At 60.0% G+C, this 16,582-nt stretch carries 21 protein-coding genes and 1 tRNA gene; 5 read left to right on the top strand and 17 right to left on the bottom strand.

All coding sequences use genetic code 11. The features are described from left to right. The first annotated feature begins 1 nt into the window (after position 1). Both WB650_RS06425 and WB650_RS06430 read left to right on the top strand, forming a co-directional pair. The gene (locus WB650_RS06425; protein WP_422298233.1) at positions 2-181 is read left to right on the top strand and encodes a hypothetical protein; all 180 of its coding nucleotides are present in this window, start codon (positions 2-4) and stop codon (positions 179-181) included. A 152-nt stretch (positions 182-333) separates the two neighbouring features. After that, positions 334-407, top strand: a tRNA-Met gene (locus WB650_RS06430). An 18-nt stretch (positions 408-425) separates the two neighbouring features. Here the strand turns inward: WB650_RS06430 and WB650_RS06435 are convergent. The 4 genes from WB650_RS06435 to WB650_RS06450 form a co-directional block, all read right to left on the bottom strand. Further along, positions 426-1,091, bottom strand: coding sequence for a nitroreductase family protein (locus WB650_RS06435; protein ID WP_422304367.1), 666 nt, complete (start codon positions 1,089-1,091; stop codon positions 426-428). A 31-nt stretch (positions 1,092-1,122) separates the two neighbouring features. Continuing rightward, entirely contained in the window at positions 1,123-2,034 is a 912-nt protein-coding gene (locus WB650_RS06440; RefSeq protein WP_422304366.1) for a CPBP family glutamic-type intramembrane protease, read from the bottom strand. Then, positions 1,980-2,804, bottom strand: coding sequence for an enoyl-CoA hydratase-related protein (locus WB650_RS06445; protein WP_422304365.1), 825 nt, complete (start codon positions 2,802-2,804; stop codon positions 1,980-1,982). Before WB650_RS06445 ends, WB650_RS06440 begins: the two co-directional genes overlap by 55 nt. Before the next feature lie 129 nt (positions 2,805-2,933). Then, the gene (locus tag WB650_RS06450; protein WP_422304364.1) at positions 2,934-3,749 is read right to left on the bottom strand and encodes an SDR family oxidoreductase; all 816 of its coding nucleotides are present in this window, start codon (positions 3,747-3,749) and stop codon (positions 2,934-2,936) included. A 61-nt stretch (positions 3,750-3,810) separates the two neighbouring features. On the opposite strand from WB650_RS06450, the gene WB650_RS06455 reads away from it, so the two are divergent. Both WB650_RS06455 and WB650_RS06460 read left to right on the top strand, forming a co-directional pair. After that, positions 3,811-4,059, top strand: coding sequence for a GIY-YIG nuclease family protein (locus WB650_RS06455; protein ID WP_422304363.1), 249 nt, complete (start codon positions 3,811-3,813; stop codon positions 4,057-4,059). Between the two features lie 127 nt (positions 4,060-4,186). Continuing rightward, positions 4,187-4,597 carry a hypothetical protein gene (locus WB650_RS06460; protein ID WP_423959867.1) on the top strand — a complete coding sequence of 137 codons (411 nt, stop codon included), beginning with the start codon at positions 4,187-4,189 and terminating at the stop codon, positions 4,595-4,597. 105 nt (positions 4,598-4,702) lie between these two features. Here WB650_RS06460 and WB650_RS06465 read toward each other — a convergent pair whose 3' ends face one another. The 10 genes from WB650_RS06465 to bioD all read right to left on the bottom strand — a co-directional run bounded on the left by WB650_RS06465 (position 4,703) and on the right by bioD (position 12,837). Beyond that, entirely contained in the window at positions 4,703-6,004 is a 1,302-nt protein-coding gene (locus WB650_RS06465; protein WP_423959869.1) for an RNA-directed DNA polymerase, read from the bottom strand. A 396-nt stretch (positions 6,005-6,400) separates the two neighbouring features. Continuing rightward, positions 6,401-6,883, bottom strand: coding sequence for a DUF2231 domain-containing protein (locus WB650_RS06470; protein ID WP_422303290.1), 483 nt, complete (start codon positions 6,881-6,883; stop codon positions 6,401-6,403). Between the two features lie 14 nt (positions 6,884-6,897). Continuing rightward, positions 6,898-7,260, bottom strand: coding sequence for a hypothetical protein (locus WB650_RS06475; RefSeq protein ID WP_422303289.1), 363 nt, complete (start codon positions 7,258-7,260; stop codon positions 6,898-6,900). Positions 7,261-7,312: 52 nt separating this feature from the next. Further along, positions 7,313-7,513, bottom strand: coding sequence for a hypothetical protein (locus tag WB650_RS06480; RefSeq protein ID WP_422303288.1), 201 nt, complete (start codon positions 7,511-7,513; stop codon positions 7,313-7,315). Between the two features lie 24 nt (positions 7,514-7,537). Continuing rightward, positions 7,538-8,482 (bottom strand): LysM peptidoglycan-binding domain-containing protein, encoded by a 945-nt coding sequence (locus WB650_RS06485; RefSeq protein WP_423959871.1) that lies wholly within the window; start codon positions 8,480-8,482, stop codon positions 7,538-7,540. A 75-nt stretch (positions 8,483-8,557) separates the two neighbouring features. Further along, positions 8,558-9,535, bottom strand: coding sequence for an ROK family protein (locus WB650_RS06490; protein ID WP_423959873.1), 978 nt, complete (start codon positions 9,533-9,535; stop codon positions 8,558-8,560). After that, positions 9,532-10,281 (bottom strand): TlyA family RNA methyltransferase, encoded by a 750-nt coding sequence (locus tag WB650_RS06495; RefSeq protein ID WP_422303292.1) that lies wholly within the window; start codon positions 10,279-10,281, stop codon positions 9,532-9,534. Before WB650_RS06495 ends, WB650_RS06490 begins: the two co-directional genes overlap by 4 nt. A 58-nt stretch (positions 10,282-10,339) precedes the next feature. Next, positions 10,340-10,633, bottom strand: coding sequence for an exodeoxyribonuclease VII small subunit (locus WB650_RS06500; protein WP_422303285.1), 294 nt, complete (start codon positions 10,631-10,633; stop codon positions 10,340-10,342). Positions 10,634-10,636: 3 nt separating this feature from the next. After that, positions 10,637-11,992 carry an exodeoxyribonuclease VII large subunit gene (gene xseA, locus WB650_RS06505; RefSeq protein ID WP_423959876.1) on the bottom strand — a complete coding sequence of 452 codons (1,356 nt, stop codon included), beginning with the start codon at positions 11,990-11,992 and terminating at the stop codon, positions 10,637-10,639. A gap of 263 nt (positions 11,993-12,255) precedes the next feature. Continuing rightward, on the bottom strand, positions 12,256-12,837 hold the full coding sequence (gene bioD, locus WB650_RS06510) for an ATP-dependent dethiobiotin synthetase BioD (protein WP_423959878.1): 582 nt from the start codon (positions 12,835-12,837) through the stop codon (positions 12,256-12,258). Between the two features lie 71 nt (positions 12,838-12,908). Between bioD and WB650_RS06515 the strand changes: the two genes are divergently transcribed. Next, a complete protein-coding gene (locus tag WB650_RS06515; protein ID WP_423959880.1) occupies positions 12,909-13,433 on the top strand; it encodes a DUF1003 domain-containing protein in 525 nt (174 codons plus the stop codon). A 60-nt stretch (positions 13,434-13,493) separates the two neighbouring features. Here the strand turns inward: WB650_RS06515 and WB650_RS06520 are convergent, their stop codons facing one another. The 3 genes from WB650_RS06520 to WB650_RS06530 all read right to left on the bottom strand — a co-directional run bounded on the left by WB650_RS06520 (position 13,494) and on the right by WB650_RS06530 (position 16,510). After that, complete coding sequence (locus WB650_RS06520) at positions 13,494-14,933, bottom strand: S41 family peptidase (RefSeq protein WP_423959881.1); 1,440 nt, start codon at positions 14,931-14,933, stop codon at positions 13,494-13,496. A 111-nt stretch (positions 14,934-15,044) separates the two neighbouring features. Then, positions 15,045-15,626, bottom strand: coding sequence for a TlpA family protein disulfide reductase (locus WB650_RS06525; RefSeq protein ID WP_422301808.1), 582 nt, complete (start codon positions 15,624-15,626; stop codon positions 15,045-15,047). A gap of 5 nt (positions 15,627-15,631) precedes the next feature. After that, a complete protein-coding gene (locus WB650_RS06530; RefSeq protein ID WP_423959883.1) occupies positions 15,632-16,510 on the bottom strand; it encodes a prolipoprotein diacylglyceryl transferase in 879 nt (292 codons plus the stop codon). Between the last annotated feature and the right edge of the window lie 72 nt (positions 16,511-16,582).

The raw sequence follows: 16,582 nt of genomic DNA on the forward strand, positions 1-16,582 counted from the left end.
AATGGCATTTATCATCTGTGACGACCACAACCTTGACGTCGAAGCCGACGGAATCGACAACCCCGTCGCGAAGCAGTTGATGCTCACCGACGCCAAGCCGGACGCGACCCCGCTCGAAAAAGAGATCATGGAGTTCGGCAGGATCCATCGCAACTGCAACATCCGGATTCTCGCCGGCTAAGTTCGAATGGCGAGCACCGCGGCCCGCCCCACTTGAATTTGACCCCCCGACGCGATCGCCGGCTCGATGCGGCGATCGTTGCATTCACACGCCCACGCGCATTTTCCGCCGTCGATGTTGACCAGCCGCGCAACCGGCAGATACACTGCCCAAGCGGGGTGGAGCAGTCTGGTAGCTCGCCGGGCTCATAACCCGGAGGTCGAAGGTTCAAATCCTTCCCCCGCAACCGTTAGGCCCCTACTCCCTACTTCAAAATTTGCTTGCCCCATGTGTCCAGGTACGTAAGCTGTTCGACTGGACGCCTTATCAGCGGGCCGTGACCGCGGCCGACCGGGTAGCCGATGGGAATCGCGGCGGCGGTGTACCAGGAATCGGGAATCGACAGTAGCTTGCGCACTTCCGGTTCGCATTCGCATAGCAGAGTCGTCAGCACGCAGCCGAGTCCTTCGGCGCGGCATGCAAGCAACAGGTTCTCGACCGCCGTATAAACCGAACCGCCGCCGACCACTGAGACGCGATCCTGCTTCGAATCCGTGATCGCCATGTTCTTCGGATTGAAGCAGAACGTCGCTATGACCGGCGTTTCGCCGAAATGCGCGCCCAGGTAATCGCCGGCCGCCAGCGTACGTTCGGCTCGCGCCCGCACTTCCGCTGGAGCGCTCGCGGGGATCGCGCCGCGGTACTGCTTCGAGTATGCGATCCATCGCTGGTTGTAGAGCTTGCCGAGCGGCTCTTTGAGCGCGCGATCTTTTACGACGACTATCCGCCATGGCTGGACGTTGCCTCCGGTCGGCGCCCAGGTCGCCGCTTCGAGCACGCGATGCAGCACGTCGTCCGGTATCGGATCGGGCCGCAGCCGCCTGACGGCGCGCAGCGTACGCATCGTTTCGTAGATTCCCATTTCCGCCATCGCTGATTTCTCCTTTGGTGAGAGCGTGGGTTCATCCCGATCGCGACACTCCGATCGCCGCGAAGGCGAACAGGGCGACGTCCATCGACGCGTGCGCGATGATCGACGCTTCCAGCCCGCGGCGCAAGTAGAGGCGTCCGAACACGACACCCTCCCACGTCTGCGGCATCACCAACGCGCCGAGCAGAAGTTTCGGTGTGCTATGGAACATCGTCCCGGCCAGTGGAGCCAGGTGAATCAATCCGAACAGGTAACCCTGCACTATGGTCACAACCCACAGCGCGCGGCGTCCCGGATGACCTCGCGAGTCGCGCGACATCAGCCGCAGCATCCATCCGAGGATCGCGTAGAGCACAAATCGAAACTGGATTTCTTCGCTGACTGCCGCCGCGATTGCGACCGATGCTCCTACGAACGCGATGCGGCCGGGCGCCACCGTCATCATCGGCGTATTCGGCAACTTGAGGCCGGCACCGCCACGCTGAATCAACACCAGCGGCACGATCACGAGTACCAGCACGCTCGCGCCGGCGAGGGCAGCCAGGAATGCGTAGCCAATCGAGACGCGTAGCAGGCTGCGAATCGAGAAGTGCAATCTCTCGCCCGCGATCTTTGCCGCGAGCAGTGGCGCACCGGGCAATCCGAGCTCGGCGCTGAGTCGAAGAGATAACGGTATCAGCGCCGCCATCACGACAGTGACGCCGAGGAACGGCAGCGCGCGCGCCAGGTCCGATCGGTCGATGGATTTGAGCGCAAAGGCGAGCGGATACTCGATCACAGCGCCTGCGATCGCCAGCACTGCGAGCAGCGACGCCTCGCGACGCCTCGCCGTTCGAGCCGGCGCAGTCGGAATCGCGGGCGCGTCCGAGGTAACTGCCTCCAGCTCGCTCACTTTATCGTCGGGATGAATTCGGGGACGTCCTTCGACGGCTTCATCTTCCACTTGGGCTTGCGCTTCTCGACGAATGCGCTGACGCCCTCGTACGCGTCGGGCTGCTTGCCCGCCCACACGAACGCGCGCGTATCTTCTTTCTGCGCTTTCTCAGCCTCCGGTTCGGCGAGCAGCGCGTAAATCATCCGCTTGGTAATCGCGACCGACACCGGCGCGGTGTTCTGCGCGATGTCGAGCGCCATCTCGCGCACCTTCGGCATGAACTCCGCATCGGGCCACACGTGACTCACGATTCCGAACTCGAGCGCCTCGCGCGCGGTGATGATCCGTCCGGTCATCAGCAGTTCGTTGGCCTTCGCCACTCCGATCATTCGTGGGACGGTCCACAGGCTGAGCGCTTCCGGCACAACGCCGCGACGCACGAACACGAATCCGATTCGGGCGCTCTCGGCCGCGACCCGGATGTCCCATTGCATCGGCAGCGTGATTCCCATTCCGACCGCCGGCCCGTTGATCGCAGCGATGATCGGCTTGCGGACGTTCCACGGCCGAATCGCGAGCGCCGGACGTTCGCGACGCTCCGCACGCGCGTCGGCATCGAAAGTATTGCCGCCGCTCGACAGGTCAGCGCCCGCGCTGAACGCGCGGCCTGCACCGGTGACGACGATCACGCGCACGTCGTCATCTTTGTCGTACTCGGCGAACGACGCGTAGAGGTCCGCGGCCATCGTGCCCGAGAATGCGTTCAGTTTTTCGGGACGGTTCAACGTGACGGTCGCGACGCCGTCTTTGACTTCCTTCAGAATATGTTCGTTAGCCATGTGAGCTGCTCCTTGTTGGAAGGGTGAATCACTTTATTGAATGTGAAACGTGGTGCATGCTCTTCTCGATACTGGGTGCAGGGGTCACCCTTGCCGCGGGCGCGGGGCGCGCAGCCCCGCATAAAATTCCTACTGCTTCTTCGGGTCCACGTTCAACGCTTCCGCGAACGCCATCATCTGAACGATCTGTTCGCGCATCTGCTCGGGATTGTTGCCTGCCGCTTTGTCGAGGTCGCCGATCTCTTCGGGGACGTACCAATGCAGCTTGTCGGAGTTGTAAGCCTCCCAGACAATCCTGGCGACTTCTATCGGCTGAATCAGCCGGAACATTCCTTCTTTCGGTGCGCGCTCTGCCGTGCCGGGCGGCAATATCGCGGTGTCGATCAGGCCCGGCAGGGTATCTGCCGCGCGCACGCCGTAGCGGCGGAACTCGATCGAGAGCGCCTCAGTCAAACCCTTCACCGCGTGTTTGGTGGCGGAGTAAACCGCGATTCCGGGCATCCCGTAGGTCGCGGATGAGGACGAGGTGGTGAAGCAGAGCGAGCTGGGCGTCGCTTTCAGCAGGCCGATTGCGGAATGAATCCCGTTGAGCACGCCGATAAAGTTCACGCGCACGACGCGCAGGATGTCCTCGAACGGCTGCTCGTCGAAGAAACCGCCGACGCCGATGCCGGCATTGTTGTACAGGATGTCCATCTTGCCGCCGGTGGCGGCGCCGAACTCGGCGAGCGCTTTCTCGTAGTCGGCTTTATCGGTGACGTCGAGCTTTCGCACGACGCAATTGTCCGCGCCCAATTCCTTTTCGAGTGCGCGGAGTCCGTCGACGTTCACGTCGTAGCCGCCGATGAACCATCCCTTCTCGCGGAAGAGGCGCGCGGTCTCGCGGCCCATCCCGGATGCGGCGCCGGTGATAAAGATCGATTTGCGGCCGTTGGCAGTTCCCATAGAATTCTCCCGTGTCGTTACTTCGGGATCGAACATAGTCGAATCGTGAGGCGGCTGGCGAATGGAATGCTTCGTCTACGTTCTCGGTAGTTGCGGCCCTGACGGGTATCGGACGTACGTCGGATGGACCAACGATCTCGAGCGCCGGATCGCGCGGCATAATGCGGGCACGGGGGCGCGGTCGACGCGCGGCCGCGTTTGGTTTTTGCTGTATGCGGAGCGGCATGACTCGCGCGAAGAAGCGATGAGCCGGGAGTGGCATTTGAAAAGGAATCGGGGGTTCCGGAAGAGTCTAATGTCAGGAGCCTAACGTACCAGTTTCGTTTTAATATGATAGACGTATAACTATCGCATGATTGACATACGTCAATCGTGTGTTAGTATATTTTTTGCGCTCGATAAGAGCCCGAGAGGTATTTATGGAGTCGGAAACGCAAATGACGGCCACCGTGGTTCATCTCAATGGAAAGGTCGATCAAGTCGTCAAGGTTCTGAAACTCCTAGATCTGGTAAACCCCGGTAGTACGAGTGTCTTCACGAACGCGACGGCACCTATACCGTCGCCAGTATGGGACGCCAAGAGCGTCGAGGCATTTAGGAAGGATCTGGTCGCTCACAATCATCAAGACGTAGTCGATGCTGTGAAGAGCCACCCGGGGATCTTGGGGACAGATCTAGTAAAGGCGCTCAAGGTCCAGGATCTGAAAGCGCTCGCTGGGAAGCTCGCCGCCATCACCAAACTCGCGCGAAAACATGGTCCGAAGGGTTCGCTGGCGATCTCTTCGGAGTGGGTCGGCAAGGACTATTCTTACTCGATCACTCCGGAACTCCTGCCCCTGCTGATGTGACGCCTGTACTTGGGTCGGCCGTCGCGGTGCGAGCTTACGGCTTCCTCTTCGACGGCCGACCTTCCAGGCCTTTGTGGCTCGAAGCGCCGCCCTTACAACTATCGACTACGAATGCGCCCGTTTGGCCCATTTGACCGCCCGTAGATTCAGCTCATTGTCGTTCTGAACTCGTCCGAAGAACTCGTTACGCCTACTTGCTTCCAAGCGCCGTAGAGCGCAAACAATTTCGCTTTGCTCCAACGATCCTCTAGCATGGCTGTACGAGGACTCCAGCCTCAACAAATCTGTGTTCGTACCCCAGTCAGCAATGACCCTTATGCTGGTGGAGCGAAGAGACGGGTCTGTCGCAACATCAAAGGAAAGTTTGCGCGCAATTGCCAGTAAGCGATCCGAAGGACGTTGCTGCAAATCACCTACCCACTCCATGATCTGATAGATTTGGTAAACATATACCGCATCCGATTCTAGGTAGCTCGCAAGAGAATCGGAGACCTCAGAGAGACTCGCTACCTCTCTGACATATCTCAGAATGTCTTCGGTATCTTCGGGATGCCGTCCGAGCAGTTCCAAACAATATTTAAGGGCAAATTGACTCTTTGCGGCTCCGAGGCGATGAATTAGAAAATGGAAAAGAGTCGCTCTGAATATATCGTCCCGTCCTTCCAGAAAATAGGCTTCTAATGTGCTCTGGATAATGCTGAGAGGGATCTCTTCAGCGCTTTTGCCAAGAACGCTCTGTGCTTCGGCAGATGTGACGTACTCCGCTCCGATCAGCTCCGTTATGTTTTTTACGAAACTTTGGCGCACGCCCTCGATGATCGGGATAGTTCCATCGATCTTCCGCCGCGCTTGGTTAGCAATAAGAATCTGCGACTTTACCGAATTGAGGACGAGACCTCGAAGCCTCAGTTGACGAGTTAGATCTGTTAATGCGCGTATGGCTTCGACTCGGCTACGGCAGAATATTCTGAAATCGTCGACGAATCTAAGATGTCGATAGCCCAAGTCGCGCAGAGTTACGTCAACTGGATGCAAATAGAGCTTGGCTAGGATATCCGCTGCGCTGTGACCTTGCGGTATCGACCTGCTACGAATGTGCGCCCATCGATTTAGGCAGGCGCTCAATTGATCAATCGCACTAGAGTCAGCACCAGTCGATTTTAAGTCGGAAATCAGTGTCGGAATATCTATGTTTTCGTAGAACCCGGCGACATCAGCAAACACAACATGAGTTACTTCAGGAGGCAATGATTTCAGGCTTTCATCGCGGAAGCTCCTCCAGCACTCAAATCGGCTCTTCAACCAATTCGGTTTAAAGGGATCGGAAGAGAGTTGGTAAGAGAAATCCGGCGTACCATCCGAAGTGAACAGAGAAAAGAAGTCTGCGGGGTCGGTTTGCAACGCCAATGTGCTACCGATCGCAGGTAGGCAGCGGCCTACGCATGCAGCGAACGCTACACGATCAAGGGCCGTCAAGTGACCACCAGGTCGAACGGTGATCGGACTCTTTGGCACGTCACATAAGATTAGGGGCTGAGGCCGATAAGCCCCATTGGCCAGGGCGGTGCCCAAACTGTCGAGTCACGACTTCGAGTCGAGTTCGATCAGCGTGATTTCGTAAGGATGCTTAAGGAAGACTCGATCCTGATCGATTTTGACGCGCTTCCAAGCGAGTTCGAGTTCGGTAGAAGATAGCTTCACTAGTTTCCTCTCGCCCTAACCAGAAGAAACTACCACACCCCAATCAATGAAAGTAACCAAGGCGACTGAATTAAGGCTGCGACTAAAGGCAAAGACCGACTGTTACTTCTTATAGTCGATAGGCTGCGCACAGGCTGAGCCGGCGGCGTTGTAGGCGTAGACCATTTCGCCGCCTAGGTCTGCGCCGGCTGCGATTAGGGCCATCAGTGCTATCAGGCCGCCCAGGAATAAGATGCGGGCTCGCGTTGGCATTGGTCGCGATGCTAGTGCCCAAGCTGTTAGCAAGCCGGTTAGGATCGAGGCGGCTACCATCAGGTGTTTGTGGTGAGTTAGTAGTTCATTGCGGACTGACTCTGCAATCATCAGGCCGGGTGCCGCGTAGAAGCCGCTGGTCAGGGCTGCGGCTGCGCTTATGGTGGCTAGTATCAGCATCCAGAGGGCGGTCCATTGGAGCTTTTCGCTAGCGGTTATCCACGCTAGGAAATACATCAGCGACGCGCCGTAGATGAAGGCGATGGGGAAGTGCACCAACAGGGGATGGTAGTTCTGTAGCTGCGATGCGCCTGGCAGGATGCGGGCTAGCACAGGCTTGACTGCGGCTACTTCACGGATTCTACTACTAAGTATTCTGTGCCGTTCTTGTTGTATTCCTTGCCGGTCACTGTGACCTCATCTTCCATTCGCGAGATCACGCTTTGCGGAAGCGGGGACGCATCCTTGTTGGGTAGCAGGATGTAGGACTTCTCAGTGCCTTTTTCGATTAGGGTCACTGGAATTCCCGCGGATGCGCACTTGATCGCGCACTGCTTATGGCCGGGGCCCTTCGCGCCCATCGTGCCGTAGCAGTAGGCGTCTTCGAGATTGCCGGTGACGGATGTCTCGCTGGTGTCGGCGGCGATAGCCATGCCCGCGAGTCCTACTACCGCGACGAGTCCCAGACCTAGTTTTGTCAGACGATTCATCGTTTGCTCCTGGAGATTCGGGTCTGACGGAATAAATTCCGTCCTACAGCGATCAGTGAGAGGCGGCGTGGAGCATGCAGTGGGCACCCATGCCGTGGCTGCCACCGCTGCAACATGATGCGCTCGGGCAGCATGACTGCTTCTTCACGCAGCATTCGGGGGTGTCTGAGGCGCGGGTGCCGCTGGCCGACGAGAGCGCATAAGGGGCGGCCATCACAGTCGCGAGGATTGCCATCAGTGCGAATTTTTTCATGACGAAGTTCCTCCGTGCTGAAGTTTAACGTCGATAAGAGCGTGCTTCGACGGTCGAGCCGACGTCGCCGCCGCCGAGCAGATCGCGCCATCCTTTGCGGCGTGAGCCGGGCAGTTTCGCGCCCATCTTCTGCAGATGTAGCTCGAGAATCTGCTTGAGCTCTTCGTTGAGCCGATCGATTTCCATTTCCTCGGGCATCCGGGGGCGCGGCTGCCCTTCGGTGATTCCACCGCGGCGGCGTCCGTAGAGCTGCTGCAACCGCAATTCCGCCTTCGCGAACATCGCCTTGTACTTGTAGTCGAGGCGGCTAAGCGCGTCGGTCATCGCGGCCAACGCCATGAACCGGCGGCGCATCCGCCACCATTCGAACATCGTCAGTGTCATCGCGCCGAACATGATGAGCGCGCCGATTCCGAGGCTGATGGCGGTCGCCTTCCACCATGGCAATACCTTGACGCTGCTCTGCAAGTCCTGGTTATCGCCGGTCAGCTGCTGCACCTGGCCCTGGAGCGTTTTGATCTGATCCGCGGCGGCGTCGGATTTCTGTTCGGCCGCCTGCTGCTGCGCGCTCAGCGTCTCGACCTGATTTTTGAGGTTCGAAACCTCAGTGGTGAACGGATGCGGAACCTTGAGGACCTCGTCAACCTGGAGCTCGTCGTCGACATGCATCCGGTTGGCGCGCGCGAGCTCCTCGGGCGTGATCCCGAACATCGATGCGATTGCGCCAATAGTGTCGCCGGGGCGAATCGTGTAGGGAATCATGTTCGCCGGCTTGACGGGCTTCGGCGCGGATGCGTCGGCGGGCTGATCGGTGTCGCTCGGCGGACGCACGACGCGCGAGGACGGCGATGACGGAGGGATGGTGCTCTCGTTGAAGTCTTGCGCGAACGCAAGTCCGCATCCAGCAACGATAAACGTCACCGCGAGGGCAAGTTTTGAAAAAGCCGACCTATACCGTCGCACGCTCATGAGGGACCCTTTGCCTGCGAACCGATTCCTAGTATCCATCAGATTCAGCCTACCGTCTAGGTTGTAGCAGATACGCTAAGGACGTGTGGGAGGATGCAAAGCGGCGTAGGCAGCACCGACCACGCCGCCGCGGGGGCCGAGGGCGGCACGCACAATCCGGGACTGCGAGGCGATCGCGGTGAAGGCTCGCGCGCGGACCTGGACAGTCATGGTTTTGCGCATATACGGGAGGGCGCCAGCGACGCCGCCGCCGAGCACGACCAACTCGGGGTTGAAGGTATTGAGAAACGACGCGATGGCGATTCCGAGATAGTGGCCGGCGGTGGCGAAGGCCTCGAGCGCGAGCTGGTCGCCGCGGCGAGCCTGGGCCGAGAGACCTCGCACCGAGAAATTTCCTTCAGAATCCACAATTTGCGGCGGTAGCGGAGACCCGGGCGTTACGCCGAGGCGTGCCTCGACCAGGCCGCGCAGGCCGGACATCGAGGCGTAGGCCTCGAGGCATCCGTGCGAGCCGCAATCGCATGGGGGGCCGTCGGGATTGACAGTCACGTGACCGAGTTCGCCGGCCATCCCGCTGCGACCGTATACGAGCTTGCCGCCGACGATGAGTCCGCCGCCGACACCGGTGCCGAGAGTCAGCAGCACGACGTCGCGACGTCCACGCGCGGCGCCGCGCCAATATTCGCCGAGCGCCCATGCGTTGGCGTCGTTGTCGAGGACCACCTTGCGGCCGATCAGCGCTTCGAGCCTGGTGCGCAGCGGATACGATCGCCATGCGGCGACGTGCGGCGCTTGCATCACGGTGCCGGTGTGCACATCCAGCGGACCTGGCACGGCGACACCGATCGCGCGCGGCGAGCCGAGTCCGCGGCGTCGCGCGGTGTCGAGCAGGTGAAGAGTTTGCGCTGCGATATTCTCAGCGACGTCGCCGGCCTTGCGCGACGCGAGTGAGGGGCCATGCTCGATCAGCAGGACGTCGCCGGCGACGGATACGGCTGCGCACCGGATATTGGTGCCACCCATATCCAAGCCAACCGCCCATGCGCGCGTCATTTGGCGTGTTCGCCGGGGAACTTAATGAACGCGAGATATTCGCGATTTCCTGCCGCGCCTTCAATCGGCGATTCAAGCGTGCCGATCACATCGAGGCCAATTTTCTGCGCGAACTCGACGATGCCCGCGACCGCTTCGCGCCGCAGCTTTTCGTCCTTGACGACGCCGCCCTTGCCGACCTTGCCCTTGCCAACTTCGAACTGCGGCTTGATCAGCGCGACAATCTCGGCGCGCGGCGCGACCAGCGCGAGCACTGCGGGAATCACCAGGCGCAGAGAGATGAAGCTGGTGTCGATAGTCACGAGCTCGGGCGCGTGCGGCAAGTCGGTCGGCGCGGCGAGGCGGATGTTCATGCGGTCGAGCACGGTGACGCGAGGATCCTCGCGGAGCTTGAGGGCGAGCTGGCCGTAGCCGACGTCCATTGCGATGACGGCCTTGGCGCCGCGGCGCAGGAGCACGTCGGTGAAGCCGCCGGTCGAGGCGCCGACGTCCATCGCGAGCTTATTTTCTACCGAGATGCCGAAGTGCTCGAGCGCGGCGATCAGCTTGTACGCTCCGCGGGAAGCGAACTGCGGCGCGCCCGCCATCAGATCGATCGGCGTTTCGGAATCGACCTTGAGATCGGCTTTGTAGGCCGGGCGCGAGTTGACGCGAACGCGTCCCGCCATGATGAGGCGCTGGGCGATTTCGCGGCTGTCCGCGAGACCGCGGCGCGCCATTTCGGCGTCGAGCCGGAAGCGGGCCAGCGGCGCGGACGCGCGCCGGGTGCGGGTTTTGGCCTTGGGCTTCGCGCCGGAACCGTTGTTAGAAGGGTGTTTCGTCGTCGTCCTTTGCGCCGGCGGAGTTTTCGTTTTCGTTTTCAGTCTCAGACGATGGTTCAAAGGGCGCCGTGCGCAGTTCGCCGCCGGCGCTCCGCGTTAGCAGTTCGACCTTGCGCTCGACCTCGTCGAGTTTCCCATTGAGCGCCTTCACCAGCATCACGCCGCGTTCGAAGGCTCCGATCGATTCGTCGAGGGTGAGCTCGCCCGAATCGATCTGACTGACAATCGTCTCGAGTTCCTTGAGCTCATCCTCAAATTTTTTCGGCTTCGTACTCATCGTCTACAGAGAACGGCCGGTTGCGCGCGCGCTGAGCCGGCCCTTCGCCAGCCTGATATCGAGCTCGTCGTCGAACTTCACCGTCGCGGCGTCGAGCACCGCGCGCGAATTTGTTTTGTTGATCACGACAGAGTAACCGCGGTCCAGAACTTTGAGCGGCGACAACGCGTCGAGACGTCCAGCTTTCGCGCCGAGTAACCGTCGTTTGGCTTCCAGAGCGGACGCGACACCATGAACAAGATTATTGCGGAGCCTGGCGGTGCGAAGGCGCAGGTCGCGCACGGCGGCGTCGGGACTGCGTAGACGCAAGCGCAACTCGCGGACGCTGCGACGACCTTCCGCGATTCGCAACGAGACCGCGTCGGCGAGCTCGGCGTCGAGGGTGGCGACGCGATCGCGCGCGTCGGCGACAATGCTGCCGGGATGGCGGATGCGATCCGCCAGGTCGTCCACCGATTCTCGCTGGCCCAACAGTTCGCGATCCATCACGCTCGCGAGCGACGCGCCGAGAGCTTCGACGCGCTCCTTCAACTCGACCAGGCTAGGCACGACTATCTGCGCGGCGGCTGTGGGAGTGGGCGCGCGCAGATCGGCGACGAAATCGGCGATAGTGTAATCGACTTCGTGGCCGACGGCGGAAATTACCGGAATCAGCGATCGGAAAATCGCGCGTGCGACTACTTCCTCGTTGAAGGCCCACAAATCTTCGAGCGATCCGCCACCGCGCCCGACGATCAACACCTCGGCGCGGCCGTCGCGATTGAGGTCGGCGATCGCGTCGGCGATTTCCTGCGCGGAGCCATCGCCCTGCACTCTCGCGGGCCTGAAAATCACCTGCACGCTCGGGAAGCGATCGAACAAGATGCGCAGCATGTCGCGGAGTCCTGCGCCGCCGCGCGCCGTCACAATTCCAATGCGTCGCGGCAGATAAGGCATCGCGCGTTTGCGCGCACGATCGAACAGGCCTTCGGCTTCGAGCCGCCGCTTTAACTGCTCGAATGCGACCTGCAATGCGCCGACGCCTCGCGGCTCCATCTCCTCGGCATAGAGTTGCAGCGCGCCGCGCTGTTCGAAGACCTGCACGCGGCCGCGAACGATCACTTCCATTCCGTCGACGACCTTAAAGCGCATCCGCTGAAACGCCGATTTGAACATCACGACGTTGATCGAACTGCGCGAGTCTTTGAGAGTGAAATAAAAATGATTGGACGGCGCCAGTCGGGCGTTCGAGATCTCGCCGACGACCCAGCCCTCGCCGAGCCCGGCGTCGAGCGTGTCGCGCACCATCCGCACCAGGTCCGATACCGTGATCAGACCCGTGCGATGGCCGCGCAAGGAGAGATTGAGCTGGCCCGCCATTAGTCGATTAGCTTATCAGAACGGGTTGGCGCGCAACTATATGGTGGATTAGACAGGCTTTTCGACGCATCCGGCCTAGATAGTGGGAATAGGAACTCATTGTAGTGAAACCCGCGGTGGGTTTCACTCCTTCGGCGTGAACTCGCTGGCGTGCAGCTTGAACCCGGAACCACACGTGGCACAGGCTTCAGCCTGTGATTCTTTCCTGGATTGGCATGGACCAGAAAATCACAGGCTAAAGCCTGTGCCACTAAGTTTGAAATTTAGATGAGCTTTTCGACGATTGTGCGGGACAGGGGTTCGCGGTGGCGCATACGTCCGAGATAAGAGGCTTTGAGGGTTTGTTGGAGTGAGTCGGCGTCGAGTGATGGGGTTGGGTCGCAATCGCAGAGGATGTAGCCGGCGATTTTTAGTCCGCGGGTCTCGCAGCGTTGGATCGTTAGCGTGGCTGCGGCGGCGTATCCGGGGCGGTTTCCCACTATCACGATTACTTCGAGGTCGAGGGTTGCGGCCAGGTCGGCGAAATCGATCAGGTCTGAGCTTTCGACTATCACGACGTCGTTTTGCATGACGATTTTGTTGAAGCATTCGGCGATGTGCGCGAGGTCGGGCGCGTCGGCAGCTGAGGGCGTTGAGTCGCGGCGATAGGGGCAGATCAAATCCATCGGCATAGTGGAACCAACGGCAAGTGCCAGTGCTTGCGCATCCTGAGAATCGAGGGTGTCGACCGGCTTCATCACGCCGACGCGCAGACCGCGGGCGCGCATCGCGAATCCCAACGCGCATGCGATTGTAGTTTTACCGACGCGCGGGCCGGTGCCGGTGATGAGGAATCGTCGTCCCATGGAGTGATCAGCCTCGATGTTGAAGCTACCATCAAGCCGGGGTTCGCGATCCACGATCGAGGGAGGAATCAATGACTAACGACCACGCGCCAGTCGTCGAGAAATGGGAACGGCAGCGGATTCGGCACGTTCATCGGCATAAGCCTGTCATCAACATCAACCAGGTTGATGCCGAGAAGCTGACTACCGGGCAACGAATTGCGGATCGGCTAGCGACCGTGATGGGCAGTTGGCCGTTCATCATCGTGCAGTCGATCATCCTGGCGATTTGGATCTCTCTGAACGTCGTCGGCTACATGAATCATTGGGATCCTTATCCGTTCATCCTGCTCAACCTCGCGCTGAGTTTTCAGGCCGCATACGCCGCGCCGATCATCATGATGTCGCAGAATCGGCAGGCCGCGAAGGACCGGCTGATGGCTGAGCAGGATTACGAAGTAAATTGCAAGGCTGAGGACGAGCTGAAATCGATCATGTCGCATCTCGAGCAGCAGGACGAAGTGATGCTCGACATCCTGCGCCGGATGGAGGGGCAGCATCAGGTGATCATGGGTAAGTTCGGCTTGATCGCGCCCGACGCCAAAGCGCCAGCATAAAAAAGCGCCGGACATCATCGTGATGCCCGGCGCGTTGCGCACTCTCTTTGTTGCTACCTGCTAGTCGCCTTTTGACTTGCTGGCCTCGGCGGCTGAGGCGGATTGGAGTTCGCCCTTGGCCAGTTGGAGCTTGAACGTGTTCCAGTGCTTCAGGATGTCGATCGCGCGATCGAGCTGGACGTCCTTTTCCTCTTTGGCCTTGGCGCCCTTGGCCGCAGGGCCGCCCTTGTTGCTCTTCTCAGGGGCTGCTCCAGGAGCCGTACTTTCGCTGCCCGGCGCGGCAGTCTTGTCGCCCTTCTTCTGACCGTTCTGGAAGTGATGCGGCAGATCGGCCTCGTGGATTTCCGGGTTCTCGTCGAACTCGCCGCCCTCCTGGGTTATCGACGCCAGCGTTTCCTTGGGCGGGGCCACATCGACGTCCGGCGTGATACCCACGGCCTGGATCGAGCGGCCCGCGGGAGTGTAGTAGCGCGCGGTGGTCAGGCGCAGCGCTGAATGATCGTCGAGCGGCAGAATGGTCTGCACCGAGCCTTTGCCGAAGGTCTGGGTGCCGAGAATTACCGCGCGCTTCTGATCCTGCAACGCGCCCGCGACGATTTCACTGGCGCTGGCGCTGCCGCCGTTGACCAGCACTACCATTGGATAGTCGACCCAATCTTTTTTCTTGTGCGAGAAATACTTCTGCTGCTGATTCTCCTCGCGTCCCTGGGTATAGACGATCAGGCCGCCGTCGAGGAAATCGTCGGAGACTTTCACGGCTTGGTTCAGCAATCCGCCCGGGTTGTCGCGCAGATCGAAGACCACTCCTTTGACCTTGCCATGGTTCTTCGATTCGAAGTCGTCGATCGCCTTCTCGACGCCGTCGCCGGTGTTCTCCTGGAAGGTGGTTACGCGGATGTAGCCGTAGCCCTCAGGAAGCATTTTCGCTTTGACCGACTGAATCCTGATGACGTCGCGCGCGAGGCTGACGGTGAAGAGCTCGGGAACGCCGTTGCGATGCAGGGTCAGCTTGATCTTGCTGCCCTTGGGTCCGCGCATCCGCTTGACGGCGTCGGTGAGAGACATGTCCTTGGTGAAGTCGTCGTCAATCTTGATGATCTGGTCGCCGGCCTTGATTCCCGCATGATATGCGGGCGTGTCCTCGATCGGCGCCACGACGGTGAGCGCGCCGTTCTTGATTGTTATCTCGATGCCGAGACCGCCGAAACTGCCGCGCGTCTCGACCTCGAGGTCGCGGTAGAGGTCGGGCGTCAGGTACGCGCTATGCGGATCGAGCGACGCCAGCATCCCGCTGATTGCGCCGTCGATCAGCTTTTTGGTCGTGACCGGTTCAACGTAGTTCTTCTGCACGATTGCGAGCACGCTCGCGAAGGTGTCGAGCTCCTGGTAGGTGTCATTCGAGAGCGCCTGGGCTCGGCGAACGGCGACCTCTTGCAGGAGGAGGAAGCACGCGACCAACGAGACCGCCAACGTGATGGACCATCGATGTCTTTTAATCATTCGACATTAACCACTGTCGGAACCCTTTAATTTGAGTTGTTCATTTAAGCAGATGCCGCGTGTTGATGCATACGCCCGCGGCATCCTTTCGTTACGTTGTACGGTCCGTAATTACCCCTGTTTCGAGTCGAGCAATTGCTGCAGTGCGTCCCTGACGTCGGGCCGCGACCAATCGAACGCGCCCATATGGTGCGCGACAATCTGTCCCTTGCGATCGATTATGAAGGTTTCGGGCACTCCGCTGACGTCGTAAGTCTCGCCGATTTTGTTCTCGGGATCCAGCAGGATGGTGAAGTGGTAGCCGTTCTTGGCGACGTACGGCGCCACTGCCGCGCGGCCCTTGACGTCCTGGCTTACGGCCAGCATCACGAAGTCCTTGTTGCTCTTGAAGGAGTCGTACAGGGTCTGCATCGAGGGCATTTCCTCGCGGCAGGGCTCGCACCATGTCGCCCATACGTTCAGAAAAACAACTTTGCCTCGCAGAGACTCGAGCGAAACCGTGGTCCCATCGAGCTTCTCGAGCTGGAAATTCGCCGCCTGGCTGCCCGCCGCCACCGGAGCCTCGGAGCCGCTGCCGATTCCCGAAGAAGTCGCGATGCGTGCGCCGCGATGTCCGCTGAGCACGACCAGCGCGAGGCCCGTCGCCACGACGATACCCGCGACCAGGTAGAGGACTCTGTCTCTGATCTGCATTGCGTTCAGGCGCGAGCCGCTCCGACAGCCTCACGACTTACCTTCTCGCCCTGATCCTTTACTGCAGGATTTTTTTCCCTGGTCAGAATTAACGCAACTCCGCCGATGACCATCATAGCGAAGGCGATCAGTTGCGCCTCGCTGAACATGTAAAAGACTCGCGGATTGACTCGCCAGAACTCGACGACAAAGCGGGCGGCTCCCCCCAGCAGCAGGTACCAGTAGAAGATGCGCCCGGCCGGATGAGACGTCTTGCGCATCGACCACAATATTATAAACACGCCGACATACAGAATGGTTTCGTAAACCGGCGCTGGATGCACGCGGACGTTGAGGCAGTCCGCCACGCTGGAGCAGGCCGGCACCAACTGATAGTGGTCGCCCAGTTTCAGTACCGTGTCCGGAGTCCAACCAACTATTGCCTTGGGATACGACATCGCCCACGGCACAGTGGACGGCAGGCCCCAGTCGCCATCGCCGGAGAGCTGGCATCCGATTCTGCCTATTGCCTGTCCGATTGCGAGTGCAGGTCCGCACATGTCGGCGGTCACCGCGAAGCTGATTCGATACCAGCGCGAGACCAGGTATGCGCCGAGCAGTCCGCCGATCATGCCACCGTAAAACACGAATCCCGAACCCGAAAAGATCATCGACTTGGGATCGGCAAGGTAGGTCGGCAGGTCGTCCAGGATGGCGTAAACGCGCGATCCGATCAGTCCCGCCACGGCGGCTGCGATCACAATCGACGACGAATATTCGGGGTCGAGTCCACGCCGGATGCATTCGAGGCGGATAACGTAGTCGGCCGCCAGGAATCCCAGCGCCATCATCAGCCCGTAGCTGTAAACAGTCAGCGGGCCCAGGTGGAACAAGACAGGAATCATTGTTGGTCAAATTATAGTACGCGAACGCCCGCGCTGACCACAAAGGGTTTTCGGTTTTTCAAGGGTAAGGCT

Origin of the sequence: Binatus sp. (SeqCode) (assembly GCF_049584895.1) — a bacterium.
GTDB lineage: Bacteria > Desulfobacterota > Binatia > Binatales > Binataceae > Binatus.